Raw genomic sequence first — 26219 nt, 5'->3', positions numbered from 1 at the left:
TTGAGTGCCGCCTTTTTTCATTTCCCGTGCAGATTGCTGGCAAGGATTTCGGGGCAGGGAAGGCGCGCTGACCCTAAAGTTTGATCTCATCCCCGCCCGAGCCTTGTGGACCTTCCGGAACGCCATCGATACGGCGCACGGCCTCGAGGTCGACCAGAAACAGGCTGAACACCGAGACCCCGGTTCGCGGCGCATAGGATGTGGTCCCGTATTGCAGGACGCGCCCGCATTCCGCGTTGCGCAGCAGATCGGAGGCGTCCGGAGGCAACAGTACGCCAATGTCGCTGACCGCATACTGCAGATCGCTTTGGCCGGGCAGGGCGCCGCCGGAACTGACCCCTTGCAGCGGGTTGAAATACCGCTGGGGCAGAACCTGCAATTGCAGCGGCGCGCAGGTCGGGCCGTCCGACCAGGTCATGGCCGTCTGACCGTCGGCAACATGGCTGGTGGCACCGTATTTCTCGACCAGTCGCGCGCCCAGGTTCTGATAGTCGAACGGGCCGTTGCGCTTGTTGACATGGCGGGCAATCGCGACGATTGGCTCGGATCGGCTGGGCGAGAACAGCGCGATCACCTGGTCGGCATTTTCGCTTATGAACACGCGCATGTATGCCAGCGCCCGCAGATCGCCGGGGGAGGGCGCGTTGGCCTCATAGACGGCGGGGATCCGGAATTCGCGCAGGATGATCGACTGGGCCTCGTCCATCGTCATGCCGGTGCGCAGGCCGACAATGTCCTGTTCCGACACGTCTGCGGGTGCGGTCACCTCTGGCGCGGGTTGGACCTGTGGCTGCGGGGTGCCTTGCTGCGGTGCCTGCGTGACGTTTCCCTCTCCGGGCCGAAGATCAAACCCGTAGCATTGGCCGCCAGCCATCGTGAGGTCGAGCGCGCGGCCGCCTTCGACAAAGCGCCCGCTCATTTGTGGCACGGGTCGGCCCTGTGCATTGTAGATCCACCGCCCGCCCGTGAAGTCAAAGGCCCCGGTGGACTTGTCGATCGCGCCGTCCAGCGAGAAGGACCCGGCTTCGGGATTGGGGGCGGTGATGTTGAATTGAACATTCGCCGTCACGCGGGTCGCCGACGGGAAGTCGAATGTCATGGTGATCTGCGCGGCGGTCACCCCGGCGCACTGATAGCTGCCACTCCACACTTTGTGCTCGGGCTGAAAGGGCTTCGCGGCTTCTTCTGCCTTCGCCTTTTCGGCCAGCTCTTGTGCCGATGGTCCCTGTGCAGACAGCCGGTGGACCGGGTTGGTACGGTCATCAGAGATGCCCGCCTGATGGAAAAGCGTCTCTTCGGCATCAAACCGGAAAACCACATCGGGAAGCGGGGTATTGCCGGGCCGCAATTCGATCATGTCGAGCTTTGCGACAAAGCTTCTGACCGTGCGCAAGTACTGGCCATTCGGACTGAGCGAGGCTGGTGCGCCGGCCTTGGAAATCTCGGCGAACAGGTTCCAGTCGGAAAAGCTGCACAGCTTTCCGGGCGTCTGCCAGTTGGCGGTATAGAAAAGGATTTCGCGATCCATCAAGGCAGGGGTTTGCAGGCTTTCAAGCGCTCGCCTGTCCACAGCAACCTGCCCGGCGCCAAGTTCGGCCCCCAGGGGTGACAGCACATAGGATGTGTTGGCCTCAACCGATCGCCCGAAGCGACAGCCTTCGGACCCGGATCTGGGCCCATCAGCCGCAATCAGGAAAGTGCTGTTCGCCAGGGACCGGGATTTGGCATCGACCCAGGCGGTGAATTCCGGCAAAAACGCGGTTGCGACCCCGCCGGATGGAAACGGGCTGCCCTTTGGAAAGAACCCCTGTCCCGGTACTGCAAAGCCGTCGCGCTCGGACAGCCAGATGAGGGGCATCAAGTCGTCCAGGAATTGCGCGCGCGCCGCTTCGTCCTGGGACGCGGCATATAGGATACCGGCCGTGGCCATGGTGAAAGGCACCTGATCGTCTGAAAAATCTTCGGCCAAGGGTTGTGACGGACCGGTGCCGGCCTCGATGGTCTTCGATCCCACACCAACCCTTTGTTGAGTGTCGTGATCGTCATAGTAATAGGCCAGAGCCTTGGGCCGAACGAACAGGCCGATGGTGGCTTCATTGATCATGGCCGCACGGTCAATGTCGACCAGCAAGGCAAGACTGATGCGGCGGTCCTTTCTTTCGATCAGATACCGGGCGACTTCGACCGGCACCGCCAGTTTGTCCAGGGCAACGGGTTCCAGCATGGTGACCTGAAATTGCACGCTGTATTTGTTGCGGGATGAACCCGCGTGGAATGCTGGCACCTGACCGGTCAGGTCGAACGTGCCTGTTTGCGTATCGTATTGACCAAGGTTGACGCTTGACGACAGCCAGACCTCCTGCGTGGGATAGCTGTTGAACTCCTGCTCCAGCCGGGCAAGGATTTCTGCCTGATCCAACTCATTCGCTCTGCGCGCTTCCACGGTCCGCAGGGCCAGGTTCCGGGCAAAATCCGGCGGCAGCAGATCGGCTGCCTGCCGGAGAATTGAATACCCTGTATCGAGGTCTATCTTCGCGACATCGATCTCGCCGGTGTCGGACACCGCGCTTTTCGGTGGCTCCGCGGTGGTCGGCGATGCTTTTCCGAAGGTTGCAACATCGAAGATCTTGATCGGATCACTGACCTGCGCGTCGCGGTAGATTCCGATGTGCTTCAGCGCAGCTGTGCCCCTTGGGGTGCGCGGCGTCTGGACCGAACTGTCGACAGACACTGGCGGGGCCACGACATCTGCGCCCCAGTCCAACTCTGCATACCAAGCCAGATACACGTTCTGGTCACCCTGTATGCCTGCCCGCAACAAGCGCGCCTCTTCAAGGGGCATTTCAAGCCATTGCGGAAGAGGGGTGATCAACTCTGCCGAGGCGATCGGGGTTGAAACCACCCGGTCCTGGGACTCGAAGCTGGCAACATGAAGGGCAGCTTGATTGCCGAGCATCACCGTCGACAAGGGGAAGGCGCCGCGCGTGGTGTCATAGGCGCCCAGTCTGAACGGAACCACATGCATGATCGGCAACGGCCAGTCCGGGGCCTTGGCAAGAATGCGCGGGAAGATCTCGTCAAAGAACTCCTGTTTCTTGTCGGCATAGGCGAATTCATCGCCAAAGGGGTTCACCCCGTACACATTCCAGTCTTCAACGGTGCCCCCACGCGCCAGGGCCTGATTCAGCTTGCCCCGATCCGGGAAAAAGGCATCGAACGCGGCCCCTTCAAGAAAGTTGGCCGCCAATCCGACAAAGGCCGTTCCCTCCTGGAACCTGTCCGGGTACCGCGCCACCCAGGCCAGCGTTTCCAGCCGTGTCCAGGCCCCGTCGGCGGTGGGCAGTTGATCCGGTGCGATGACGTGCGGCTCTGGCGAGAGGAGAATCTGGGGATGCTTCGCAATCAGATACCCGTTCTTCGTCGGGATTCCGTATTCGGCGGCCAATGCGGCAAGTTCCGGATTGTCCGCGACGGGAACTGCCTGGGATGCCCCCGGCGTCTGTTGCGTATCGCCCACCCCAACGGACAGAAATTCGGGACGGTCGGCCAGGACAAGGATCTGGGTGTATTGACCCGGCGCCAGGGTTTCGATCCGCGCCATCATCTCGTCGCGCAGGCAGGTTTTATTCGCCCCGCAAGCGTTGCGTCTGGCCAGCCAGGCCCGCTGCCCCTCGCGGAAGTCGCCCGTGCGGGTCGAATGCTGGCGTGACAGGCCGTACTGATAGGCCTCGGCCAGGGTCCGATCCAGAAGCGCGAGCCCGTCCGAGCCGCAAATCGCATGTTCTGTCGGCGTGCCGGCCTGGTCGCAGGAAAAGCTGGGGCCCGCCCGTTGCGTATTGCCGGGGGTATTGGCCTTGCCCGCCACCTGGGTCCGGACAAGTTCCAGCACCTCGGCCATTGGGATCTGACCTTGCGTATGCCCGGAATTCTGCAAGAATCTGGTGACCGCCTGGTTGGTGCCCTTGCCAGCCACCCCGTCAATCTTGCCGTTGTAGAAGCCAAGCAGCTTCAGCCCGCCCTGCAACTCTCTGAGTTCCGCCGGCGACAGGGGGGTGTCGACAGTTCCGGCCGCCTTTGCCTGCTGATAGACCTGTTGCAGGCGATCGAATTGCGCGCGGGTCAGCTCTCCCGTTGGCGGCGCGCCCAGGGCCTGCTGAAACCGACGGATGCCTGCCCGGGTCGACGGCCCGAAAACACCGTCGGCAATTCCCACGTCGATGCCCAGGGCATTCAGGCCCAGCTGCGCGACTTGCCGTTCGCCCTGGCTCAGACCTGCCGTCGTTGCCTGTGCCAGGACCAGCGGTGGGGTCGCGGAAAAACCTTCGGCAAGAGATTTCTGTGTGGCACCATCAAACAGCGCAACCCCGCCAAGGCACAGCGCAGAGACAACAAGCCGGTGAAAACCACGTCCAAATGCAATTCGATCCCGCATGAATTTTGCCCCAGCCCCCTATTTCAAAAACAATCTAAAACGCCCGCCCACCTTGCAAAAAGTGAAGTCTGGCCATGGAAAAAGAGTTGCGGCGTTTGGCGGGCCGGTCAAGCTGCCCCCGCCGTGGTGACCTGCCGCAGGGGAACCTCGTGTATCGCCCCATGCCAAACCGGGGCAGATCGGAATTGGCCGTTGCGGGGGATGCCTTTTCCCCATGATTGCGCTCAAGGCGCGTGTCGTGACACTTAGGCGGCATGACCCGACCCGTGAAACTCGACTCCTTCGACATGGCCATCCTGCGCGAGTTGCAGGTCAACGGTCGTATCACCAAGACCGCGCTGGCCGCGAAGGTGAACCTGTCGCCCAGCCCCTGTTGGGAGCGCTTGCGCAAGCTGGAGGAGGGCGGGCTGATCACCGCCTATCGCGCCATGGTCGAGATCCGGCGCATTGCTCCGGTGACCGAGGTCATCGTCGAGGTCACGCTGTCGGGCCACAAGGCCGAGGATTTCCGCCGTTTCGAAACCCTCGTGCAGGATCTGCCGCAGGTTCAGGCGTGTTGGGCCACGGGCGGCGGGATCGACTATATCCTGCGGGTGGTGGTTGCGGATGTGGATGCCTACCAGCGGCTGATGGATCGCCTGCTGGACACTGGCGCGGGGATCGAACGCTATTTCGGCTATATCGTGACCAAGCCGGTCAAGGATGCGCCCGCGCCGCTGCCCCCGGCTGCCGGGTAAATCCTCTGCCGGGTGCCACTCGCGCCGAAGGTTTCTTCTGATTTCCTGCGCAAGAACAGGTGTTTCTCTGGCTGGAAACCGGCCGCTGGTTCGGTGCACTATGGCCCGGAAACGGCCGGACCTGCGGGGAAGCGAAGGATCATTCAGATGCTGCACAACGATCAATTGGAACAGTGGGACCGCGAGAATTTCTTCCATCCCTCGACCCATCTGGCCGAATTCGCGCGGGGGAACCTGCCGCAGCGGGTCATCACCGGCGGATCTGGGTGCCATATTGAAGACCGCGACGGCAACCGCCTGCTGGATGGCTTTGCCGGGCTCTATTGCGTCAACGTCGGCTATGGCCGCGCCGAGATTGCCGAAGCCATTGCCGAGCAGGCGCGCGAACTGGCCTATTACCACGCCTATGTGGGCCATGGCACCGAAGCCTCGATCACCCTGTCAAAGATGATCCTGGACCGCGCGCCCGATCACATGTCGAAAGTCTATTTCGGGCTCAGCGGATCGGACGCCAACGAAACCAACATCAAGCTGGTCTGGTACTACAACAACGTGAAGGGCCGTCCCGAGAAGAAGAAGATCATCTCGCGCTGGCGCGGCTATCATGGCTCGGGGCTGATGACCGGCTCGCTCACCGGGCTGGAGGTGTTTCACAAGAAATTCGACCTGCCGCTGACGCAGGTGATCCATACCGAAGCCCCATATTACTTCCGCCGCGCAGACCGTTCGCAAAGCGAGGCCGCGTTTGTGGCCCATTGCGTCGCCGAACTGGAAGCCCTGATCGACCGGGAAGGGGCCGACACCATCGCCGCCTTCATCGGTGAGCCTGCCCTTGGCACCGGCGGGTTGGTGCCCCCGCCCGAAGGCTATTGGCCCGCCATTCAGGCGGTGCTGCAAAAGCATGACATCCTGCTGATCGCCGATGAGGTGGTGACCGGCTTTGGCCGACTGGGCAGCATGTTTGGATCGGAGCACTACGGCATTCGGCCCGACATCATCACCATCGCCAAGGGGCTGACCTCGGCCTATGCGCCGCTGTCGGGGTCGATCGTGTCGGAAGACGTCTGGAAGGTGCTGGAGGAGGGCACCGACCGCTTCGGCCCAATCGGCCACGGCTGGACCTATTCGGCGCATCCCATCGGGGCCGCGGCGGGGGTCGCCAACCTGAAGCTGCTGGATGAGTTAAATCTTGTATCCAACGCGGGCGCGGTGGGGGCGTATTTCAAGCAAGGGTTGATCGATGCGCTGGGGGATCACCCGCATGTGGGCGAGATCCGGGGCGAGGGGCTGCTGTGCGCCGTCGAATTCGTCGAGGATCGCGACGACCGCCGCTTCTTCGATCCGGCCAGGGGCATGGGCGCGGCGCTCAACGGTGCATTGCTGCGCTGGGGCGTCATCAGCCGGGCCATGCCGCAAGGCGATATTCTGGGTTTCGCGCCGCCGTTCTGCCTGACCCGCGCCGAGGCCGACGAGATTACCGGCAAGCTGGCCGAGTCCGTTGCGGAAGTTCTGGGCTGATCGCAAGCCCGCAATGGCGGGGCAGGGATGACGGGTGCAGCTTGCAAATGTAATGCAAAATCCCTATATGCAATGCAAGTGTAAGTTTTGAATTGGATGCCATCATGCAGGAATCCACCGTCACATCGCGGGGCCAGACGACCCTGCCGCGGCAGGTGCGCGATGCCCTTGGACTGAAGCCGGGCGACCGGATCCGTTATCTGGTGCTGGACGATGGCGAGGTTCGGATCCTGAAGCCGCGCCCGCTGCGCAGTCTCAGCGGCCTGTTGCATCGCGAGGGTCAACCCGCGCGCAGCCAGGACCAGATCGACGCGGCCATCGCCGCCGGGGCCACGGCGAAACCCGAGTGATCGGTCTGGACACCAATGTTCTGGTGCGGTTCCTGACACGGGACGACTCCGCACAATGGGCCGCGGCAGAAGAGTTGATGTCAAGTCTCAGCGCGGCGCATCAGGGGTTTGTCTGCCGCGAGGTGGTGGTCGAACTGGTCTGGGTGCTGGAACGGGCCTACGGGTTGCAGCGCGAGGTCATTGCACAGGCGCTGATTGGTTTGCTGGAGGCCCCGGAACTGTGCATCGAAGCGGCCGACCGTGTCGGGCTGGCGGTGTCGCGGTACGCGCGGGGCGGGGCCGGGTTCTCCGATCAGATGATCCGTCTGGCAGCGGAGGCCGAGGGCGGAACCCTGGTGACCTTCGACCGAAAACTGGCCCGCGAAGACCGCGTTGATCTGCTTGGGTCGGATATTGCGCCGCCTCGGCCCTGACCCGGACACGCCCCCGAATGGCTCTTCACTCGCTTGGATTGATGAAGCAGACCGTCTGCGCGGCGGTTCGGCTGTGAACTCACACTGAAGTGCAGGTCCTAGTATGTCGATCTATCCCAGTCGGTTCTGGATTTCCATCAGCTTGGTTTCGAAGACTTCTGCTGGCGTGTGATACCCGAGGCATTTGCGCGGCGTTGCATTGAGGCGGTGGCAAATCGACCTCAAGTATCGATTTGTCAGCGCCGTCGGTTCGGTTGAGCGGGGCAGGTATTTCCTCAGCCTGTTGTTCGTGTTTTCTACGGTGCCTTTCTGGTACGGCGCTTGTGGATCACAGAACCACGCATCCGCGCCGATCCCGACCTTGAGATGCCGCCAGGCTGAGAACTCGGTGCCGCGATCAAAGGTGATCGATTGGCGGGCATCGGCGGGCAGGGGAGCCAACCCCTGGATCAGCGCTTCCATGATGGGTTTGGTTTGGCGATCCTCGTTGCGCATGACGACGGCGTATCGGCTCACGCGCTCGACCAGGGACGTCACGTTTACCTTCCCATGTTCTTTGCGGAACATCATCAGATCACACTCCCAATGGCCGAATTCAGCGCGTTCTGAGATGCGGTCAGGCCTGTGTGACAAGCTTCGGGCATCAAAGATGTGGGTCCGGTTGTGCCTGCGATACCCACGCGGCCTGCGGCGACGGCGATGTTCAGGCAAGTGGCGATAAAACTGTTCGTCGCGACCATCCTTGGAATAGGCAAACCGATAGATGGTCTCGTGGCTCACGCGGATCGGATGGTGTTCAAGTCGCATGCGTCCGGCTATCTGTTCGGGCGACCATCCAGCCTTCAGGCGATCTTCAATGGCTTCCTTGAGTTCCGGATGCACGATCATCTTTCGATGGATGGCACGGCGCTTCTCGTACATGTCCTGTGCATTCAGCGCGTAATAGCCGTTCAGGTCTGGCAGCTCGTTGTCCGTATATCGGTTCCGCTTGATGTCTCGGTAGATCGTGGAGGGGTCACGGCCCAGTCGATCCGCAATCTCAGCAATCGGCATTTTGGCTTCAAGCCACTTTGCTATCTTGCGTCGTTCATCCAAATTCAGGTGGCAGTAGTGGCTTCCCATTCTTCATGCTCCATGCAACTCTCTGTTTCAGTACAGAATTTGCACTTCGTTTGTGAATCCACCTGCTCGGAAAGATCAGCCGAGTAATCAAGATTATGGTAATAAAACGCCTGAATACGTGGGCATTGGAATTTCTTCTTGAATTAGTAGAGTGTATTTGTCAGTTATTATTGCGCAAGCCACTCGTGACGCCATGAGCCAGCCACATCAGGCCGATACGAAGCGCAAGCTTCGAACTTCCAGGAATTGACCCAAGATGAAATATGCTGCTCCGACCTCCATCGAAGATGGCGCCGAGGAAATCCTGCCGCTGTACGATGCGCGCGATCTGACAAAGGGCGGCGTGCTGGCCCAGATCAAGCTGGACCAGGCGATCTATACCCTGCGCATCACGCGGCAAGGCAAATTGATCCTGACCAAGTAGACCGCTTCGGCTTCAGACGAAGTCGAAATCGGTCCCGGTGACCGTGCTGGCCAGAGTGTCTGCCAGCGTCACCTGGTCGGTGCCGTTGACCATCGCCACGATGGTGTGGTTGCCGCTTTGGGTGATGGTCAGATCCGACAGCGCATTCACCGTGCTGTGGCCCGAGAAGTCCAGCCGGTCGACGCCATCGGTGAAGTCCTTCACCACGTCGCGGCCAAACCCGTCGGTCCAGGCGAAAACATCCGCGCCAAGACCGCCAAGGTAGAAGTCGTTGCCCGCGCCACCGTCCAGCATGTCGTTGCCCGCGCCCGCGATGAGCGCATCATCGCCCGCCGCGCCCAGAAGCGTGTCGTCATCGGCCCCGCCGAAGAACACGTCCGCATCGGACCCGCCGGTCAGCACATCGTTGCCAGCACCGCCCACCAGCGTCACCGAGGTTGCCAGCCCGGTGGCGTCGATGGTGTCGTCGCCGGTCAGACCCATGATCCGCTCGACCCCGATCCAGCTGCCGACGTTCAGGCTCAGGCCGTTGGTGTCATAGATCACCGCCTTGTCGAACCCGGCCCCGCCGTCGCTGACCACATCGCCGCTTTCGCCGATGTAGAATACGTCGTTGCCCGCGCCGCCGTCGAAGGTGTCGTTGCCCGCAGCGCCCAGCATGATGTCGTTGCCATCATTGCCGGTCAGCGTGTCATTGCCATCACCACCGATCAGCACGTCATCGCCCGACCCGCCGGTCAGCGTGTCGTCTCCGCCACTCCCGAACAGCAGCAGCGCATCGTTGGCGGTCGAGCCGTCGATCTGGTCGTTGCCCGCGTTGCCATTGACGCGCTCGACGCCGCTCCACCCGGCCATCGACACGCTGTCTCCACTGGCGCTGGCGATCTGCGCCTTGTCATAGCCGCCGGTGCCGGTGTCGGTCACCGTGTCGAACCCGTCGATGACAAACAGGTCCGAGCCGTTGCCGCCGTCCATTGTGTCTGCACCCGAACCGCCGAACAACTGGTCGTTGCTGTCGCCGCCCGACAGATCGTCGTCGCCCGAACCGCCGAACAGGAAGTCATTGGCAAAGCCGCCGATCAGCATGTCATTGCCCTGCTGCCCGAACAGCTGGTCCGAGCCGCCGCCGCCGTCCAGCATGTCGTCACCGCCGCCGCCCGAGACCTCGTCGTCTCCGGCCCCGGCAGTCACCGTGTCATCGCCCAGATCCAGCGTGAAGACATTGGCCCCGCCATTTCCCACGGCTTCGACGTCGAAGTCGCCGATCAGGGTGAAGTTCTCGATGGCGATCAGCGTGTCGCGCAGGATTGTCAGTCCCTTGGCCCCCATGTCGCCGGTGGCGAGGTTGAATTCGACGATGAATTGTTGGGGGGTTGCGGTCGAAAGATCCGTGAAGATGGTATCGATTCCGGCGCCACCGTTGAAGACATCATTGCCACTGCCGGTCTCGATGGTGTCGTCGCCGTTGCCGCCGTTCACCTGGTCGTCGCCATCGCCGTCCCAGAGCCTGTCGTTGCCGTTGCCGCCATTGATGACGTCGTCGCCAGCCTCGCCGCGCAGCCTGTTGTCGTTGGCGTCGCCGGTGATGTTATCGTCAAAGACAGAGCCGCGGATTTCCTCGATACCAATCAGGGTATCCGTGTCGCCGAACGTATCGGTGGCGGAACCCAGCGAAAGATTGACCGTGACGCCTTGCGTGCCGCCGTCCTGATCATCGAATTCATAGCCGACAGTATCCCAGTCGGCCCCACCATCAAGGGTGTCATTGCCGGCACCCCCGGACAGATAGTCGTTCCCGGCGCGGCCCTCGATCAGGTCGTCACCGTCAAAGCCGCCCCAGAAAGCATTGTCCTGATCGTCGCCGCGGATCACGTCGTTGAAGTTCGACCCGTTGATCTGTTCGATGCCGACCAGCGTGTCGGTATCCCCAAAGGTGTCGGTCGCCGTTCCCAGCGCAAGATCAACATCGATCCCCAGGAAGCCGCCGTCATTGTGGTCGTCCTGGTAGCGGGCCTGGTCGCGAGTGCCGTCGCCGCCGTCGATCATGTCGTCGCCCGCGCCCCCGTCGATCCGGTCGCGCCCGTCGCCGCCAAGGAACGTGTCGTCGCCGGCATAGCCCCGGAAGCGTTCTTCCGCAGCGGCGCTGCCGGTGAAGCTGTCGGCGTGCGAGGTGCCGCGCACTTCCTCGATGTTGCTTAGCGTGTCGGTGTCGCCAAAGGTGTCGGTCGCGGTGCCGGTCAGGAAGTTGACCACCACTCCCTGGGTGCCGCCGCTATTACGCTCCTCATTGTCGTAGCGCACTTCGTCTCTGCTGCCGTCGCCGCCGTCGATGGTGTCATTTCCGCTACCACCCTCCAGGTCGTCCCGGCCAGCTCCGCCATTCAGGGTATCGTTGCCGTCCCCTCCAAAGAAATACTCATCGCCATCATGGCCGTTGATAGTATCGGCAAAGCGTGTGGCTCTTATTTCTTCGATGTTCTGGAACTGGTCCGTGAACCCCCAGCCGTCGGTCAGACTGCCTGCACCCTGGTCCGTGAAGGTGACGGTCACGCCCTGGGTGACTGCGCCCAGAGCATCGTAGATGTCGGATTGCAGCGCGAGTGTATCCCAGCCGTTGGTGGAGCCGATGAAGGTGTCGTTCCCGGAGCCCACAAAGAAGGTGATCCCGCCCGCGATGGTGTTGTCCGTCACCTCGACATGGTCGTCGCCAGCGCGGTCAAAAACATAGGCATTCTGGCCGGTCAGATAGATCTGATCGCCCGAGGCCGTCAGGTTGGCGCCGTGAAAATTCTCGATGTTGAACAGGCTGTCGTTTCCGGCCGCGCCCTTGTTGGCGGTGAATCCTGCCACACCGGCCTGCATGGTCCCGGTATTGTTGACGATGACGGCTGTGCCGATCGGTTCGAAATTGACTGTGTCGCTGCCAAGGCCACCGTCAAAAGTGTCGTTGCCGTTGCCCGCCTGCAGGAAGTCGTCCCCGTCCAGGCCCGAGATACTGTCGTCGCCATTGCCGCCGGTCAGATCATCGTATTGGTTCGATCCGGTGAGCGTGTCGTCGAAGGCCGAGCCGATGACGCTGACAACATTGACCAGTGTATCGGTGTCGCCATGGGTATCGGTGGCGGTGTTGTTTCCAAGGTGGACTGTCACCGGATTGGAACCCGTTTCTCTGGAATAATCCACGACAGCGCCGCCCGCGCCGCCTTGCAGATAGTCGGCGCCGGATCCCAGGGTTGCGTGGACCCAGGCGTCGTCGCCATAGATCTCGTCGTTGCCGGGACCGGCGTCGTAGAAGACACTTTCGTTGGGATCGGTCTCATCCACGATGATATCGTCTTGCGTGACTGTCGCCGAGAAGGCCCCGATACCGGTTAGCGGGATGTCGTCTCCGGGATTGAACGGGGGATCATCGAATGACGTGATCCTTGGATTGTTCATGCCATTGCCGCCGGTGAAACCGTCCCAGGCCGCCACGGTGTTCAGGTTGGGCAGCATGTCGCCACCGATCGGCACGATGAACAGGAAGGCTGATGACGCGGTCTGGTCATCGCCCGCAAAGGTCAGGATTGTCGTGGATCGCGGCGTGCCCCCGGCATCGATCCAATTCACGATCCCGATGGATTCTTCGTCAATATCCACGTCGTATTCGAACGGGCCGCCGAAGTACCCGCCGTACAAGTCGTTCGTATCAAAAAGAACTTCAGTCAGATCGTTGTCCGTGGCCTGCGTCGGTGACAGCGTGTAATTCAGGTGCGGTGATCCGCCCGGGCCGACCACGATCGACAAGGTTGATGTGCCGACGGACACGGTATTGTCGTTGAAATCAAATTCAATTGCATGGGCATTGAGCACATAAGTCGTCATTTCAAGGCCTCTCGCTGTAATAAAATTGTGCCCAATCGGGCAATCCTTTTCAGACGCTAGGGCAAGGGGCATTTTTAGGCAAGTTTTTGCTTATCGTGAAACATCGAGCATACGGGCGGGTTTCGGAAGGGGCGCGGCATCGCAGACCGGGGGGGCAGTGTTCCGCGCCTAGGCGTTCGGGTCCAGGCTGCTCAGCAGGAAACTCTCCAGTCGCGAGGCGTCGATCGGTTTGGAGATCAGCGGCAGCCCGGCCTCGGCACATTGCTGGCGCAACTCGGGTGACCGGTTGGCCGACAGCACGCACGAGGGGATCGGGCCATAGCGCGCCTTCAGGGTCTGGGTCAGCGCGATGCCATCGGCGCCCTGCCCCAACTGGTAGTCCACCAGCACCGCATCCGGTACGATCTCGATTTCCTCCAGCAAATTGATGGCGGCCTCGGCGCTTTCGGCTTCCAGCACGCTGACATCCCATTTGCCGAGCAGCATCATCATGGCGCGGCGCAAGTCCACATCATCTTCGACCAGAAGCACGATCAGCCCCTTGTCCTTCAGCCGCCACGCGGTTGATACGCGCGAAGCATCGGCCTTGGCGGACACCCGCGGGTCGGTGGCTTCGCTGGCCGGAAGGCTGACGAAGAACCCGCTGCCGCGCCCCGGAATACTCCACAACCCCAGCGGATGACCCAGCCGGGCGCAGGCGCGCTCGACGATGGCCAGTCCCAGCCCCAGCCCTTCGCTGGCGCTGGCGCGGGCGTCGAGACGCTGGAATTCCTGGAAGATCAACTCCTGGTCCTCCTCGGCGATGCCACAGCCGGTATCCCAGACCTCCATCCGCAGGGCCGATCCCATGCGCCGCGCGCCGATCAGAACCCGGCCTTCGCTGGTATAGCGGATGGCGTTGCCGATCAGGTTTTGCAGGATGCGGCGCAGGTAGGCAGGATCGCTGCGCACCACCGCCGTCGAAGGCACCACGCGCAACTCCAGCCCTTTCTGGGCGGCCAGCGGCGCAAATTCCTCGGCCAGTTGCCGCAGGATTTCCGACAGCGGCACGGCGCGGATATCGAAGACCTCGCTGCCAGAGTCCAGCTTCGAGATGTCGAGCAGCGCGTCAATGATCACCTCGACGCTTTCCAGCGCCCGCCGCGCCTTGTCGACCAGCGGGTTCGGATCGTGATCGGTGGCCGAGGCAAGGAACAGCTTGGCCGCCGACAAGGGTTGCAACAGGTCATGGCTGGCCGCAGCAACAAAGCGGGACTTCGAGGCATTGGCGCGCTCGGCCGCCTCCACCGCGTCTTCCAGTTCCAGCGTCCGCTCGGTCACCCGGTGTTCCAGCGTTTCGTTGGCCACGGTCAGCGCCCGTGCCGCTTCGCGGATGGCGGTGACATCGGTCAGCGAGACCACGAAACCGCCATCGGGCAGTTTGCGCGCGAAAGTGTCCAGCGACAGCCGGTCCGGGCCGGACAGTTCGAAGGACAGCGGCGCTGTTGCCTTGCCGCCGTTGCGCCAGGTTTCCAACTGCCGCAATTGCGCCTCGTCCGAGATGGTGAAACGCTCGCGCAATTCCTCGGTCATGCCGTCGAAACTGGCGCCCATCATGACCCGCGACGGCGCCAGCCCCAGCAAGTCGGTAAAGCGGGTGTTCCATCCCACCAGCCGGGCCCCCTGGTCGAAGATCGCCACGCCCTGGTTCAGATGCTCCAGCGTGGCGCGGACCATGCGTGCCTGCTGATCCAGCAGTTTGTCACGCTCCTCGCGGCCGATGCGGATCACGTCGGTGATGTCGGTTTGCAGGATCACCGTGCCGCCGTTCGAGGTGCGATGCTCGCTGACCTGCAACCAGTGATCGTCGGCCAGTTCGACGTTGAACATCACGTAGCTGTCGCCGTGCCGCTTCAGCCGCCGCGCGGCCCAATCGGCGCGGCGCTCGGGCGTCGGCAGCGCCAGGTACTGGCTGCGGCTGACCAGACCGACATAGTCGCCGAAGGTCAGACCGGGCACAAGGCGCGGGCGGATGTCCTTCAGCTTCAGTCCGAAGCGGCTGTTGCACATGACCATCGCGTCATGCTCGTTGAACAGGGCAAATCCCTCGCGCACGGTTTCGATGGCGTTGGACAGGTCGGCGCGGGCGGCGTCGGCCTCGCGGCTGGCCTCGGCCAGTTGCGCGTTGGACCGGTTCAGCAGATCCAGCGCTGCCTCAAGTTCAAGGGTCCGCTGGCGCACCTGATCTTCCAGGATCACCGCACGTTCGAACTGGGCATAGGCTTGGCCTGCGCCGTCGGTGTCCTGTTCCACCCGGTTCATCAGCGCGGCGGTGATCTTCAGAAGCCGCGCGTGCTGCGCTTCAAGCGGCTCATTCGGATCGAGAAGTGAATCCATCATTCGGCAGAGCCTTGCGGGTGGAAAAAGGCGACGCCGGTCATGGTCTGGTTGACGTGCTTGGCGCCCACCTGTTCCCCGTAGGTGTTGAACCCCACGACATTGTGCTTGCGCAGGATCTGCGACAGGCGCCCCACTTGCTGATGCTGGGTCGCTTCGATCCGGCGCAGCACGCAATCGCAGGCCAGAACCGTGTCCAGCTTGCCACCGGCGGTCAGGCGTTCCAGTTCGGCGTCCAGATGGTCGGCCATGTTCTCGGATCTGGCCAGCGTCAGAACGATGCCTTCGTCTATGGCCGAATAGAACACCAGCGCCCCGTCGTCGGTCACGCGCTGGATGGCCCGGACATGGTGCTGGCCCCCGACCCGCACGACAAGTGGATGGGCGGCGAAGGTGAAGGGCGACAGGTAGTCGGGGTTCTTGCCCAGAATGCGGGCGTATTCCCGCGCAGCGGGACGGCCGTTGATCTCGCAGACGATCCGGTTGGCGGGTTCAGCCCCGGTAACGACCATGCGCGCGACGCCCGGCTGGAAGTGATCCAGGCTGAAGACCTTGAGTTCGCAATCGGTGCGCACCTGGGTGATCACGGCCGCATTGCGATGCACCACGCCGTTCAGGGCCACCTTGGGCTGTTCAAAGCGCACCCCGTCCCCGGCCGAGCCGCCGAAGACCGGCATGGCTGCCAATCCGGACGAGATGGCACTCATCAACTGGTCTTCGCGCAGGCTCATGCCGTCGATCACAAGGAAGGCGAAGGCGTTGGGAAGACCGCGGGCCCGGCCTTCAAGCGCCAGACGCTGGCGCACCACTTCGTCCGTCAGATCGGTGGCGTCGAAGTCTTTCAGATCCGGGACCAGCAGGGTCGATGTCTGAAAGTGCTTTCGGGGAAACCCCACGGCGACGATGTTGCCCTCGCTATAGCCGTCTTCGGTGATTTCGCCGGCGGTGGTGCAGGCCACGACCTCGACCCCTTCGAACCGGGCTCCGGCGGCGGCGACCACCTTGTCGAAATCCGCATCGGCGTCCACGAACAGGAAAAGCTGGGCCAGGTCAGACCCAAGCTGTGCTGCAAGGATATCCATGCAATCGGGGCGCTGTGCCGGGACAGCGGCGCGCCGGATGGTCGTTTGCTCTGCCACCTCGGGGGTGGCCAGTGTGTCGTGCTCCAGGGGTTGCGCCTCCTCCTAACGCTCCCATGTCCGCGACGATCTTCCGGGCGGGGCTTTTCTATCCCTCGGGCAGAAGATGTGCGTATCTGGCCTGCTGGGCGACCAGAACCGCCTGTGTACGGCTTTGTACGCCAAGCTTGCGCATGATCGCCGTGACATGGGCTTTGACAGTTGTTTCGGCAATCGACAGGTCAAAGGCAATCTGTTTGTTCAGCTTGCCGTCGCAGATCAGCCGCAGAATGCGGGCCTGCTGCCGGGTCAGGCTGGCCAGACGGGCCACGGATTCATCGCGCGCGCCATCCTCTGTGGCGGGCTCGATATAACCCTCGGGATGATAGGTCTCGCCGGCCCAGATCGCGTCGAACGCGCTGCGGAAGATGTCGCGGTGGCTGTGTTTGGGCACGAAGCCGCGGGCCCCGGCACGCAATGTGGCCGAAACGGTGCGGTTGTCGGACATGGAGGACACCACCAGCAGCGGCAGGTCCGGGTGCCGGGCGCGCAACCGCAGCAGCCCGTCCAGCCCGTTCACATCCGGCAGGTTCAGGTCCAGCAGCAGCACGTCGGGCAGCGGGCCGTCATTCAGAACCTCCAGCGCGTCGTTCAACGAGTCCGCGGTGGTGACGCTGGAGATCCCGGCGGCACTGGTCAGGACAATCGACAGGGCGTCGCAGAACAACGGGTGATCGTCCACGATCATGGCGGTTCTGGTGGGGTTCTGGGCGCTGAGCACTCCGGACTTCTCCTTGCGACCTGGTGTTGCGGTCTCAAGCTAACATGGGCAGGCCCGATCCGTGAACTGGTGCGAAAGTCGTAGACCGGTCATTCGGCGGCCATCCGCAAACTGGGAGCGGCAGCCGGGGTGCGCGTCGCCTGCCCGGCCGGGTTGGGTGTCCGGCGCTGGATCAGGGCAAACAGCGGCGGTGTGAAATAGAAGGACACCACCGTCGACAACAGCACCCCGCCCGCGATCGACACCGCAAAGGGCGGCCAGAAACCGCCACCGGCAAGGATCAACGGCAGGAACCCTCCGAACGTGGTGATGGTGGTCGAGACGATGTGCCGGCTTGAGCCGGTGACCACGCGTGCCATGGCCGCGCGATCCCCCGCCGCCGCATCCGGATCGGCCTGCAACCCGGTCAGGATGATGATGGCCGCATTGATCGACACGCCGATGGAGCCTATGACCCCGATGATGGCGGTGATCCCGAACGGATATTGCAGCACCGCCAGCGCCAGCAGCGAAAGACCCGCCGACAGCACGCAGACTGCCAGCGCCACGGCTGTCAGGCGAAAAGAGTTGAATGTCAGCGCGATGGTGGCCGTTGTTAAGGTGGCAATCACCCCCAGCGAGGCCATGAGGTTGTTCACCGTACTGGACCGCGCATCAGAGTCGCCGCCGATTTCGAGCCGGTAACCCGCCGGCAGCGTGAACCCGGCGTCTGCCAGATCGGCCTGCACCGCCTGCAAGGCTTCCTCCGGCAGAAGATCGGGGATCAGGAAGGCCTGCACGGTGTTGGCGCGCGCGCCATTGTGGCGGGTGATGGTGCTTTCCGACGGCTCCAGCCGCAGGCTGGCCAGTTCCGACATGGGCACGCCGGGAAAGGCCCCCGACGCGGCGATTTTGGCGGCATCGGGCGGCAGGATCGGCAGGTCGGCAATGGCCATCAGATCGGCGCGCAGCCCGTCGCCAAAGCGAACCCGGATCGGCAATTGCTCGGTCCCTTCAACCAGCGACCCGCCGGTGACGCCCACCAGCCCGGCCTCAAGCTGGCGCGCCACATCCGTCAGGTTCAGCCCCAGCAGCCGGGCCTTGTCTTCGTCGATGTCGAACCGCAGTTGCGGCGCCCCACCCGAGATCGAGCTGCGCACCTGCGTGATGGTGTTCAGATCGGCCATGATGGCGCGGGCTTCATCGGCCAGTTCGCGCAGCACGGCGATATCCTGACCGACGAAGCGCAATTCGACCGGCGCGTCCACCGGCGGACCCTGCACCAAACCGCGCACCACAATGCGGGCTTGCGGAAACTCGACATCCAGCCGCGCCTGAAGCTCCGGCACCAGCCGGGCCGCCGCGGCGTCGGTGGTGGTGGTCACCATGCCCTGGGCGAACCCCGGCTCGCGCGAACGTCCGCCGGTGATGTTGTAGTAGAACGCCGGTCCCGACTTGCCGATGGACCAATAGCGCGAGCGCACGTCGCTTTCCTGCCCGAGGATGGTGTCGATCTCGCCCACAAGGCGGCGGGTCTCGCCGATGGCGGTGCCGGGGGGCATCTGGACCTCAAGATAGAACTGGTCGCGCTCTACGCCGGGGAAGAACTGGGCCTTCAGGGAGGGGAAGCTGGCAAAACCCAGCATCGGCAGGACCAGCGCCAGGGCCACCGATTTCACCGGATGGGCCAGCGACCAGCGGATCGAGACGCCGAAGGCCCGGCCAAGCGCGCCGCCCCTGATCCCCGAGGCCAGCACGCCACCGCCATCACCGCGCGGCAGCAGCCAGCCGGCCAGCGCGGGCGTGACGGTCAGGGCCACGATCAGCGACCAGAACAGCATCATCACCACGGCGATGGCGATGGCGCCGACGAAATCGCCCGCCGGTCCGGGCAGCAGGATCATCGGCGTGAACGACAGCGCCGTGGTGATGGTCGAGGCCAGCAGCGGCGCTGCCAGACGACGCACGGAGTCGCCCACCGCCTCGACCCGCGCCATCCCTGCCTGCAACCGCTGCCGGATCTCGTCGGACATGACGATGGCGGCATCGACCAGCAGGCCAAGCGCCACGATCAGCCCGGTGACCGACATCTGGTGAATGGGCAGGCCAATGGCGTTCATCGTCGCCAGGGTGGCAAGGCTGACCACCGGCAGAACCAGTGCCACGATCATCGCGGCGCGTACCCCCAGCGTGACGAACAGAACCGCCACCACAAGCCCGACGCCGATGGCCATGTTGGTGCCCACATCCGCCAGCCGCGCCGCGGTATAGGTGGACTGGTCGAACACCAGCGTTTCGGCGATGCCCACCGGGACCGCGTCGGCGCCATGGGTCAGTTCCGCCCGCACCAGATCCATCCAGCGGTCGATCTGCACCCCGTCCTGCGCCAGCACCCCGATCAGCACGGCGGGTTTGCCGTCCGACAGGGCCAGTTCATCGGCGGGCTGTTTTGCGCCCCGGCTGACCGTGGCGATGTCGTCCAGACGGGTGACAGCACCAGTGGGGCCTTCGCGAAGCACCACGTCGCGCAAACGGTCCAGTGCGGTGACCTCGCCCGAGATGGCGATGGAGATATCCGTGCGGTCGGCCTGCAACCGGCCGGCCTGCACCTTGCCGTCGGCCCCCCGGATCGCGGCCGAGATCTGATCGGCGGTCAGGCCCAGGGCGGCGGCCTGTGCCGGATCGACCGAGACCAGAACTTCTTCGTCCGGCACGCCGAACAGGTTGACGGCGCGGGTCTGGGGAATGCCGCGAAACCGGTCGGCCAGTGCTTCGGCATGACGGCTGAGGATCGGCAGGGGCACGCCCGCGTGTTCAGCACTGACAGCGACCACGGCGGAATAGGCGGCGATGCCCTCGCTGTCGAACTCCGGCGCGCCGACGCCTTCGGGAAAGCGGGCGCGGGCATCATCGACGGCGGCACGGGCTTCGGTCCAGGCCTGTTCGATGACAGCGGCGTCCAGGGTTTCCAGCAGTTCGATGGACACCACCGAAACCCCCTGCCCCGAGACCGAAGTGACCGTGTCGACCTCTTCGATGCGACGCAGTTCCTCTTCGATCTCGGCGGTGACCAGCGCTTCGACGCGACCGGGATCGGCGCCGGGGAAATTGGTGGTGACCGTGGCAAAGATGTTGGTGATGGTGGGATCTTCCTGCCGTCCCAGCGACAGCAGCGAGGCCAGTCCCGAGGCGATCAGCACCAGCAGGATCAGCGCCACCAGGCGCGGCTGGCGAAAGGTCAGGGTTTCCATCTCAGCCCGCCCCGGTCACGCGGACCAACTGGCCGGGGGTCACCCGGTGCGGCCCTGCCTGGATCAGCCGCGCGCCATCGGGGAAACTGCCCCGCACGAAGGCGCGGTCGGCCTCGCTGTGCAGCAGTTCCACCGCCGCCGGCCGGACGCGATTGTCGGCATCGACAGTGAACACTGTCCACACCCCCTGCGTTCCTTCGCGCAAGGCGCGTAACGGCACCCAGGCGCCTGCCATCGCCACCTGCCGCGTCACCGTCAGCACGGCGGTCTGGCCCAGAACCGGGGCACCGTCGCTTTGCACCGACAGCAACAGGGTGCGGGTCCGTGTCACCGGATCAATGTCGGGGCGCACCGTCTGCACCTTGGCCGGCAGGTCACGCCCGGCGATCGACACCGTCAGATCGGTCAACGCGGCCGGGTCGGCCCAGACCGGCAGCCCGACCCGCACGACAAGCCTGTCGTCCTCCATCAGTTGCACCACGCCCTGCCCGGCGGCCACGGTCGTGCCGGTATCGACGCGCCGTGCCGCGATCCGCCCGTCGAAGGGGGCGGTCAGGACGGACTTCTCAAGCCGCAACCTTGTGGCGGCGATGGCCGCGTCGGTCTCGGCAATTCGCGCCTGCAAGGCATCTCGGGTGGCGCGCGCCTGGTCGAGTTGTTCGGTCGGAGAGAACCCCCGATCCTTCAGCGCTGATCGACGCGACAGCGAGGCTTCGGCAAAGGTCAGTTCGGCCTCCAAAGCCGCGCGGGCGGCCTGAAGGCGGGTCTGCTCGGCCTCGATCAGGGCGGTGTCAAGCCGGGCCAGCGCAGTGCCTCTGGCGACCGTTGCGCCTTCGTCCACCAGGATCTCGACGATCCGGCCTCCAAGTTCGAAAGACAGTTCGGCGGTCTGGGCAGGCTCCACCTGCCCCAGGAACCGCCGCTGGGTTTCAAAGCCCGGCAGGATCGTCAGAGGGGCCACCGAGACCGGCGTCGCCGCAGCCACATCATCGGGTTGGGTGGCCTCGGCCCGCATTGTCAATACCTGGGCCCCGGTCCTCACCGCGTAGCCTGCCCCGAATACCGTGGACGTGGTCAGAAGGATCGTGGCCGCGCGGCGGGCGGCCCGGCGTGCGCGGCTGGAAGAAGATGTGGACTGTGTCATCGGGGGCTCCGATCCGGGCGGGGCATTGATTGAATGTTAGATGCTCTTACATAAGTTAGAATCTCTAACTTTGACAAGTCCTACGTGACAGGGCATCAGATGGATCATGAGCAGCGACCCAACAATCCAGAAGAAATCCGGCTATCATCACGGCGACCTCAGGGCGCAATTGATTGAAGCCACTCGACAATTGGTGGAAGAGAAAGGGCCGGACCATTTTTCAGTCTCGCAAGCCTGTCGAGTCGCCGGCGTCTCGACCGCTGCACCCTATCGCCATTTCCGCAACAAGGACGAGATGCTCAGGTCGGTCTGCGAGGAAGCGGCCGAGCGGCATTTCTCCCAGATGAAAGCGGCGCTGGAGGGTCTGCCCGAGGGTGATCTTGAGCGCATCATCGCCATGGGCCGGGTCTATGTCGGTTTCGCGCAGGCCGAGCCCAGCGTGTTCCGCCTGATGTTCAGCTGGCCGCACCAAAGCGGGGCCATGTCACCGGAGGACGCCGCCGCACCGCCCACGAAGACGCTGGTGGAAACAGAAGTGGCCAAGCTGTTGGGGAAAAGCGAAATCGACAGCGACGTGAAGCTGCGCGCGACCATGCTGTGGACCTTCGTGCATGGGCTGTCTTTCCTGCTGATCGACGGCAAGGCCAAGGTCTGCGAATTCGAGTCCGATATCGAGGTGATGCTGTCCGAAGCTGCCCGGCGCGTGATGGCCTGAGGCGGTTCGGGATTGCAGGTTTTCGATAATTCATGAATTGGTGAAGTCCGAAAATGCAGGCCGAGATCCCCGGTTCAGACGCCGCCCGGCCACGAAACCAGAACTCATCGACCCCGTAGCGGAGAGCCCCTTGTCCACCGTCATCTATCACAACCCCGCCTGCGGCACCTCTCGCAACGTGCTTGAGATCCTGCGCACCACCGGCCACGATCCCGTGGTCATCGACTACCTTGATACCGGCTGGACCCGGCCGCAACTGCTGGGCCTGTTCGCGGCGGCCGGGCTGTCCCCGCGCGACGCCCTGCGCACCAGCAAGTCCCCGGCCGAGGAGCTGGGCCTGCTGGACCCCTCGGTCAGTGACGAGACGTTGCTTGATGCGATGCTGGTGCATCCGGTGCTGGTCAACCGCCCGATTGTCTGCACGCCCAAGGGGGTGAAGCTCTGCCGCCCGTCCGAGGCGGTGCTGGATCTGCTTGACCGCCTGCCCGACGGACCTCTGGTCAAGGAAGACGGCACGGTCATTCTGGATGAGAAGGGCCAGCGCGTTGACTGACACGCCGCAGCTTGACGAAGCGTCCTTTCGCGCCATTGATCGCGAAACCCTGTCCCAGCCGATCCGGTCCACCCATCCGCCGCGCATCCTGCTGCTGCATGGCTCGCTGCGCGAACGCTCCTACAGCCGTCTGCTGAATGAAGAGGCCGCGCGCATCCTGACCCGACTGGGCGCCGAAACGCGGGTCTTCGATCCGGCCGGCCTGCCCCTGCCCGATGATGCCGAGGCCGACCATCCCAAGGTACAGGATCTGCGTGATCTGGTGACCTGGTCCGAAGGCATGGTCTGGTGCTCGCCGGAACGTCATGGCGCCATGACCGGGGTGCTGAAAAGCCAGATCGACTGGATCCCGCTGACACTGGGCGCGATCCGGCCAAGTCAGGGCAAGACACTGGCCCTGATGCAGGTTTCGGGCGGCTCGCAAAGCTTCAATGCCCTCAACCAGATGCGGGTGCTGGGCCGCTGGATGCGGATGCTGACCATTCCCAACCAGTCTTCGGTGGCCAAGGCGTTTCTGGAGTTCGAGGAGGATGGCCGCATGAAGCCGTCGGCCTACTATGACCGCGTGGTTGACGTGATGGAGGAACTGGTGAAATTTACCTGGCTCACCCGTGACCTGAGCCCGCATCTTGTGGATCGCTATTCCGAACGCAAGGAAACCGCGGCGGACCTGTCGGCGCGGGTCAACCAGCGTTCGGTCTGATCCGGGTGCCGCGCCGCGCTGGACAGGTCGGATGCGGACTGAAAGGGTGGCCCCGGATGTGCCCCTGTTCCGAGACGTTGCCATGACCCCTGCCATTCCCACGCCACCCCTGTCGCATCGCGTGTCGCCGCTGGGCCTGTGCCTGGCGGCGTTGTTTTTCGGCGCGTCGCTGACGCCGTCGCTGCTGCCGCGCGATCCTGTGATGCAAGGAGTTCTGGGCGGGCTGGTGGCTGGCATCGGGCACGAGGTCGGCGTGGCCATGGCCTGGGGCTGGCGGTTTCTGGGCATCCCGGTTCTCTCGTCGACGCGGCATCTGCTGCTGACGGCGCTGGCGGGGCTTTTCGCGCTTGTGGTCAGCATCTGGTGCCTGTGGCACGCCGCCGATTGGCAAAACGCGACCCGCGTGGTCATGCACCTGCCGCCGGTGGACACCTCGCATCCGCGCATCATTGCCCCGGTGGCATTCGGTGTCTTTGCCGCGACATGGGTGCTGGTGCGGCTGTTCGGGGCGGTGCAGCGGCGGCTGACGGCGTTGCTCAACCATGTGCTGCCACCGCGCGTCGGGTTCGCCATAGGCGTGGCCCTTGCGCTGTTTCTGTTCTGGAGCCTGATCAACGGGGTTCTGGTGAAACGCGCTTTCGAGATCGCCGACGCCTCTTTCGAGGCCGCCGACGAGTTGATCGAGCCGGACATCCCGCGGCCCACGGAACCGGGCAAGACCGGCGGGCCGGACTCGCTGGTGGATTGGGAGGAAATGGGCCGCTGGGGCCGTGCCTTCGTCGCCACGGCGCCGACCCGCGAAGAAATTGCCGCCTTCAAGCCCGACATCGCCATGGATCCGATCCGCGTCTACGTCGGGCGCCGCGCGGCAGAAACCGCGCAGGAACGGGCCGAAGTCGCCTTGCAGGAGTTGATCCGGCAGGGCGGGTTTTCGCGCAAGGCGCTGGTGGTGATGGTGCCGGTGGGCACCGGCTGGATGGATCCGGGCGGGCAGGACACGTTGGATTTCATGCTGGGTGGCGATGTTGCCACGGTGGCGGTGCAGTATTCCTATCTGACCTCGGTCCTGTCGATCCTGGCCAACCCGGATTACGGCGTCGAACAGGCCCGCGTATTGCACGATGTTGTCTATGACTACTGGACTGAACTGGACCCGGCCACGCGTCCAAGGCTGTACGTGCACGGGCTGTCTCAGGGCGCGCTGAACTCGCAAAGCTCGTTGCCGATCCTGGACATGCTGGGCGATCCGGTGTCGGGCGCGCTGTGGGCCGGATCACCGTTCATCAGCCCTTTGTGGCAATTCATGCGGGACCAGCGCCAACCCGACAGTCCGGCATGGCAACCGCGGTTCGGCAATGGCTCGCTGGCACAGGTGACCAACCAGAGCGGCGAATTCGATCTCCAGGCCACGCGCTGGGGGCCGATCCGGCTGGTGTTCCTGCACTATGGCAGCGATCCGATCGTGGCCTTCAGCTTCACGTCGGCCTTCCGCCGACCCGACTGGATGCGCGATCCGCGCGCCCCGGACGTGCCGCCCGAATTCCGCTGGTTTCCGGTGGTCACCATGTTCCAACTGGCGCTCGACATGGCGATCTCGCTGCAGGTCGAGGGCTTCGGCCACTACTACATCGCCGCCGACTATATCGATGCCTGGGCCGAGGTGCTGGAGCCCGAGGGCTGGACGCCGCAGCGCGCCGCCGAACTGAAGGACATCTTCTTGCGGCGCGGGCCGGCGTTCTGATGCGGCGGGCATGGCGGATCGCCCTGATCGGGCTTGGCGTGCTGACCCTTGTGCTGCTGGGCCAGATGGGCGCGCGGTATCTGGGGCTGCTGACCCCGCGCGACACACCGGAAGAACGCTCGGCGCTGCTGTCGCCCTACTACAAGGTGTATCTGCCCGACAGCGGGCAAGGCCCCTTCCCCACGGCGCTGCTGGCGTCGGGCTGCGACGGGCCGCATGACAATATGGCGCGATGGGCCGGGATGCTGAACGAACAGGGTTGGGCCGCGGTGATGGTCGACAGTCACGCGCCGCGCGACTACCTGGATTTTCAGGTCTGGCGGCTGATCTGCGCCGGCCAGATCTTCACCGGGACCGAACGCGCCGGAGATCTGGCCGTCGCGCTGGAAGATGTGCGCGCCATGGCCTTTGCCGACCCTGACCGCCTGCTGCTGTTCGGGGCGTCGCATGGCGGCTGGGCGGTGATGGATCTGCTCAGCCAGGCCGCGACCCCGCGTCCGCCGCAGGGGCTGACCCGCTGGCCAGGCGATCCGCAGGCGCGCGGTCTGGCCGGGGTGTTGGGCGCGCTGGTCTCCTATCCCTATTGCGGTCCGGGCAGCCTGGCCGCACGCCAAGGCTGGGCGGCGGAGATTCCGGTGGAAATGATCCTTGTCCGGGACGACGAGATCACCGACGAGCAAGCCTGTCTCGACATCGCGACCGGGCAAACCGCCGTACGTCCGGTGGCCTTCACGGTGCTGGAAAACGCCACGCATGGGTTCGACCAGCAAGAGCGTGAGGCGCTCAGCACGCTGGAATTCAGCCCCGAAGCCACCGCAACGGCCCTGGGACTCGGGCGCGATTTCGTCACGCGCATTTCAGCGCCGGAATCTGCCCCGGGAAACTGAATCCCATCAGCGAAAAAAAGCCGAATGTTGGGCAAGAATCCGCGCAGATGGTCCTGATTCGGCCTTTTGGCTGGCATCAAGTGTTCCTGATTCGGTCGGTCGCAACCAGAG

At 63.8% G+C, this 26219-nt stretch carries 18 protein-coding genes; 10 read left to right on the top strand and 8 right to left on the bottom strand.

What is annotated here, in order from left to right; genetic code table 11:
- Nucleotides 1-73: 73 nt before the first annotated feature.
- Nucleotides 74-4432 (bottom strand): peptidoglycan-binding protein, encoded by a 4359-nt coding sequence (locus H8B03_RS08355; protein WP_193141289.1) that lies wholly within the window; start codon nucleotides 4430-4432, stop codon nucleotides 74-76.
- A gap of 266 nt (nucleotides 4433-4698) precedes the next feature.
- Between H8B03_RS08355 and H8B03_RS08350 the strand changes: the two genes are divergently transcribed.
- The 4 genes from H8B03_RS08350 (at nucleotide 4699) to H8B03_RS08335 (ending at nucleotide 7450) form a co-directional block, all read left to right on the top strand.
- Complete coding sequence (locus H8B03_RS08350) at nucleotides 4699-5169, top strand: Lrp/AsnC family transcriptional regulator (protein ID WP_193141288.1); 471 nt, start codon at nucleotides 4699-4701, stop codon at nucleotides 5167-5169.
- Between the two features lie 147 nt (nucleotides 5170-5316).
- The gene (locus H8B03_RS08345) at nucleotides 5317-6687 is read left to right on the top strand and encodes an aspartate aminotransferase family protein (RefSeq protein WP_193141287.1); all 1371 of its coding nucleotides are present in this window, start codon (nucleotides 5317-5319) and stop codon (nucleotides 6685-6687) included.
- A 104-nt stretch (nucleotides 6688-6791) separates the two neighbouring features.
- Nucleotides 6792-7037, top strand: a complete 246-nt coding sequence (locus tag H8B03_RS08340) for a type II toxin-antitoxin system PrlF family antitoxin (protein ID WP_193141286.1) — start codon at nucleotides 6792-6794, stop codon at nucleotides 7035-7037.
- Nucleotides 7034-7450: a PIN domain-containing protein gene (locus H8B03_RS08335; RefSeq protein WP_193141285.1), complete on the top strand. Its 417-nt coding sequence runs from the start codon at nucleotides 7034-7036 to the stop codon at nucleotides 7448-7450. Before H8B03_RS08340 ends, H8B03_RS08335 begins: the two co-directional genes overlap by 4 nt.
- 111 nt (nucleotides 7451-7561) lie before the next feature.
- Here the strand turns inward: H8B03_RS08335 and H8B03_RS08330 are convergent, their stop codons facing one another.
- Entirely contained in the window at nucleotides 7562-8572 is a 1011-nt protein-coding gene (locus tag H8B03_RS08330) for an IS30 family transposase (protein ID WP_193141284.1), read from the bottom strand.
- Between the two features lie 256 nt (nucleotides 8573-8828).
- Here H8B03_RS08330 and hemP point away from each other — a divergent pair, with 256 nt between their 5' ends.
- Nucleotides 8829-8996: a hemin uptake protein HemP gene (gene hemP / locus H8B03_RS08325; RefSeq protein WP_193141283.1), complete on the top strand. Its 168-nt coding sequence runs from the start codon at nucleotides 8829-8831 to the stop codon at nucleotides 8994-8996.
- 12 nt (nucleotides 8997-9008) lie between these two features.
- On the opposite strand, the gene H8B03_RS08320 is transcribed toward hemP, so the two are convergent.
- The 6 genes from H8B03_RS08320 to H8B03_RS08295 all read right to left on the bottom strand — a co-directional run bounded on the left by H8B03_RS08320 (nucleotide 9009) and on the right by H8B03_RS08295 (nucleotide 21509).
- The gene (locus H8B03_RS08320) at nucleotides 9009-12860 is read right to left on the bottom strand and encodes a calcium-binding protein (RefSeq protein ID WP_193141282.1); all 3852 of its coding nucleotides are present in this window, start codon (nucleotides 12858-12860) and stop codon (nucleotides 9009-9011) included.
- 168 nt (nucleotides 12861-13028) lie between these two features.
- Nucleotides 13029-15239, bottom strand: a complete 2211-nt coding sequence (locus tag H8B03_RS08315) for a PAS-domain containing protein (protein ID WP_193141281.1) — start codon at nucleotides 15237-15239, stop codon at nucleotides 13029-13031.
- Complete coding sequence (locus tag H8B03_RS08310; RefSeq protein WP_319022453.1) at nucleotides 15236-16375, bottom strand: FIST N-terminal domain-containing protein; 1140 nt, start codon at nucleotides 16373-16375, stop codon at nucleotides 15236-15238. The genes H8B03_RS08315 and H8B03_RS08310 overlap by 4 nt, the downstream gene beginning before the upstream one ends.
- Nucleotides 16376-16463: 88 nt before the next feature.
- Nucleotides 16464-17135, bottom strand: coding sequence for a response regulator (locus H8B03_RS08305; protein WP_394355454.1), 672 nt, complete (start codon nucleotides 17133-17135; stop codon nucleotides 16464-16466).
- Between the two features lie 89 nt (nucleotides 17136-17224).
- The gene (locus H8B03_RS08300) at nucleotides 17225-20365 is read right to left on the bottom strand and encodes an efflux RND transporter permease subunit (RefSeq protein ID WP_193141280.1); all 3141 of its coding nucleotides are present in this window, start codon (nucleotides 20363-20365) and stop codon (nucleotides 17225-17227) included.
- A 1-nt stretch (nucleotide 20366) separates the two neighbouring features.
- Nucleotides 20367-21509 (bottom strand): efflux RND transporter periplasmic adaptor subunit, encoded by a 1143-nt coding sequence (locus tag H8B03_RS08295; protein WP_193141279.1) that lies wholly within the window; start codon nucleotides 21507-21509, stop codon nucleotides 20367-20369.
- Between the two features lie 106 nt (nucleotides 21510-21615).
- On the opposite strand from H8B03_RS08295, the gene H8B03_RS08290 reads away from it, so the two are divergent.
- The 5 genes from H8B03_RS08290 to H8B03_RS08270 all read left to right on the top strand — a co-directional run bounded on the left by H8B03_RS08290 (nucleotide 21616) and on the right by H8B03_RS08270 (nucleotide 26108).
- The gene (locus tag H8B03_RS08290; protein WP_193141278.1) at nucleotides 21616-22224 is read left to right on the top strand and encodes a TetR/AcrR family transcriptional regulator; all 609 of its coding nucleotides are present in this window, start codon (nucleotides 21616-21618) and stop codon (nucleotides 22222-22224) included.
- A 130-nt stretch (nucleotides 22225-22354) separates the two neighbouring features.
- Complete coding sequence (gene arsC, locus H8B03_RS08285) at nucleotides 22355-22777, top strand: arsenate reductase (glutaredoxin) (protein ID WP_193141277.1); 423 nt, start codon at nucleotides 22355-22357, stop codon at nucleotides 22775-22777.
- Complete coding sequence (gene arsH / locus H8B03_RS08280) at nucleotides 22752-23480, top strand: arsenical resistance protein ArsH (RefSeq protein ID WP_193141276.1); 729 nt, start codon at nucleotides 22752-22754, stop codon at nucleotides 23478-23480. Before arsC ends, arsH begins: the two co-directional genes overlap by 26 nt.
- An 82-nt stretch (nucleotides 23481-23562) precedes the next feature.
- Nucleotides 23563-25221, top strand: a complete 1659-nt coding sequence (locus H8B03_RS08275) for an alpha/beta-hydrolase family protein (RefSeq protein ID WP_193141275.1) — start codon at nucleotides 23563-23565, stop codon at nucleotides 25219-25221.
- Entirely contained in the window at nucleotides 25221-26108 is an 888-nt protein-coding gene (locus H8B03_RS08270) for a dienelactone hydrolase family protein (RefSeq protein ID WP_193141274.1), read from the top strand. Before H8B03_RS08275 ends, H8B03_RS08270 begins: the two co-directional genes overlap by 1 nt.
- The last annotated feature ends 111 nt before the right edge of the window (nucleotides 26109-26219 follow it).

The organism is Meridianimarinicoccus sp. MJW13, from assembly GCF_014901205.1.
In the GTDB taxonomy this organism is placed as follows: domain Bacteria; phylum Pseudomonadota; class Alphaproteobacteria; order Rhodobacterales; family Rhodobacteraceae; genus Meridianimarinicoccus.
The sequence above is the reverse complement of the archived record's forward strand: the minus strand, read 5'-3'. Positions and strand labels throughout refer to the sequence as shown.

What these genes read in the sequence shown, in the direction of transcription:
- H8B03_RS08355 (WP_193141289.1), bottom strand. Translation starts at nt 4,432, where the DNA reads ATGCGGGATCGAATTGCATTTGGACGTGGTTTTCACCGGCTTGTTGTC.
- hemP (WP_193141283.1), top strand. Translation starts at nt 8,829, where the DNA reads ATGAAATATGCTGCTCCGACCTCCATCGAAGATGGCGCCGAGGAAATC.
- H8B03_RS08330 (WP_193141284.1), bottom strand. Translation starts at nt 8,572, where the DNA reads ATGGGAAGCCACTACTGCCACCTGAATTTGGATGAACGACGCAAGATA.
- H8B03_RS08345 (WP_193141287.1), top strand. Translation starts at nt 5,317, where the DNA reads ATGCTGCACAACGATCAATTGGAACAGTGGGACCGCGAGAATTTCTTC.
- H8B03_RS08315 (WP_193141281.1), bottom strand. Translation starts at nt 15,239, where the DNA reads ATGATGGATTCACTTCTCGATCCGAATGAGCCGCTTGAAGCGCAGCAC.
- H8B03_RS08270 (WP_193141274.1), top strand. Translation starts at nt 25,221, where the DNA reads ATGCGGCGGGCATGGCGGATCGCCCTGATCGGGCTTGGCGTGCTGACC.
- arsH (WP_193141276.1), top strand. Translation starts at nt 22,752, where the DNA reads ATGAGAAGGGCCAGCGCGTTGACTGACACGCCGCAGCTTGACGAAGCG.
- H8B03_RS08290 (WP_193141278.1), top strand. Translation starts at nt 21,616, where the DNA reads ATGAGCAGCGACCCAACAATCCAGAAGAAATCCGGCTATCATCACGGC.
- H8B03_RS08320 (WP_193141282.1), bottom strand. Translation starts at nt 12,860, where the DNA reads ATGACGACTTATGTGCTCAATGCCCATGCAATTGAATTTGATTTCAAC.
- H8B03_RS08340 (WP_193141286.1), top strand. Translation starts at nt 6,792, where the DNA reads ATGCAGGAATCCACCGTCACATCGCGGGGCCAGACGACCCTGCCGCGG.
- H8B03_RS08295 (WP_193141279.1), bottom strand. Translation starts at nt 21,509, where the DNA reads ATGACACAGTCCACATCTTCTTCCAGCCGCGCACGCCGGGCCGCCCGC.
- H8B03_RS08300 (WP_193141280.1), bottom strand. Translation starts at nt 20,365, where the DNA reads ATGGAAACCCTGACCTTTCGCCAGCCGCGCCTGGTGGCGCTGATCCTG.
- H8B03_RS08275 (WP_193141275.1), top strand. Translation starts at nt 23,563, where the DNA reads ATGACCCCTGCCATTCCCACGCCACCCCTGTCGCATCGCGTGTCGCCG.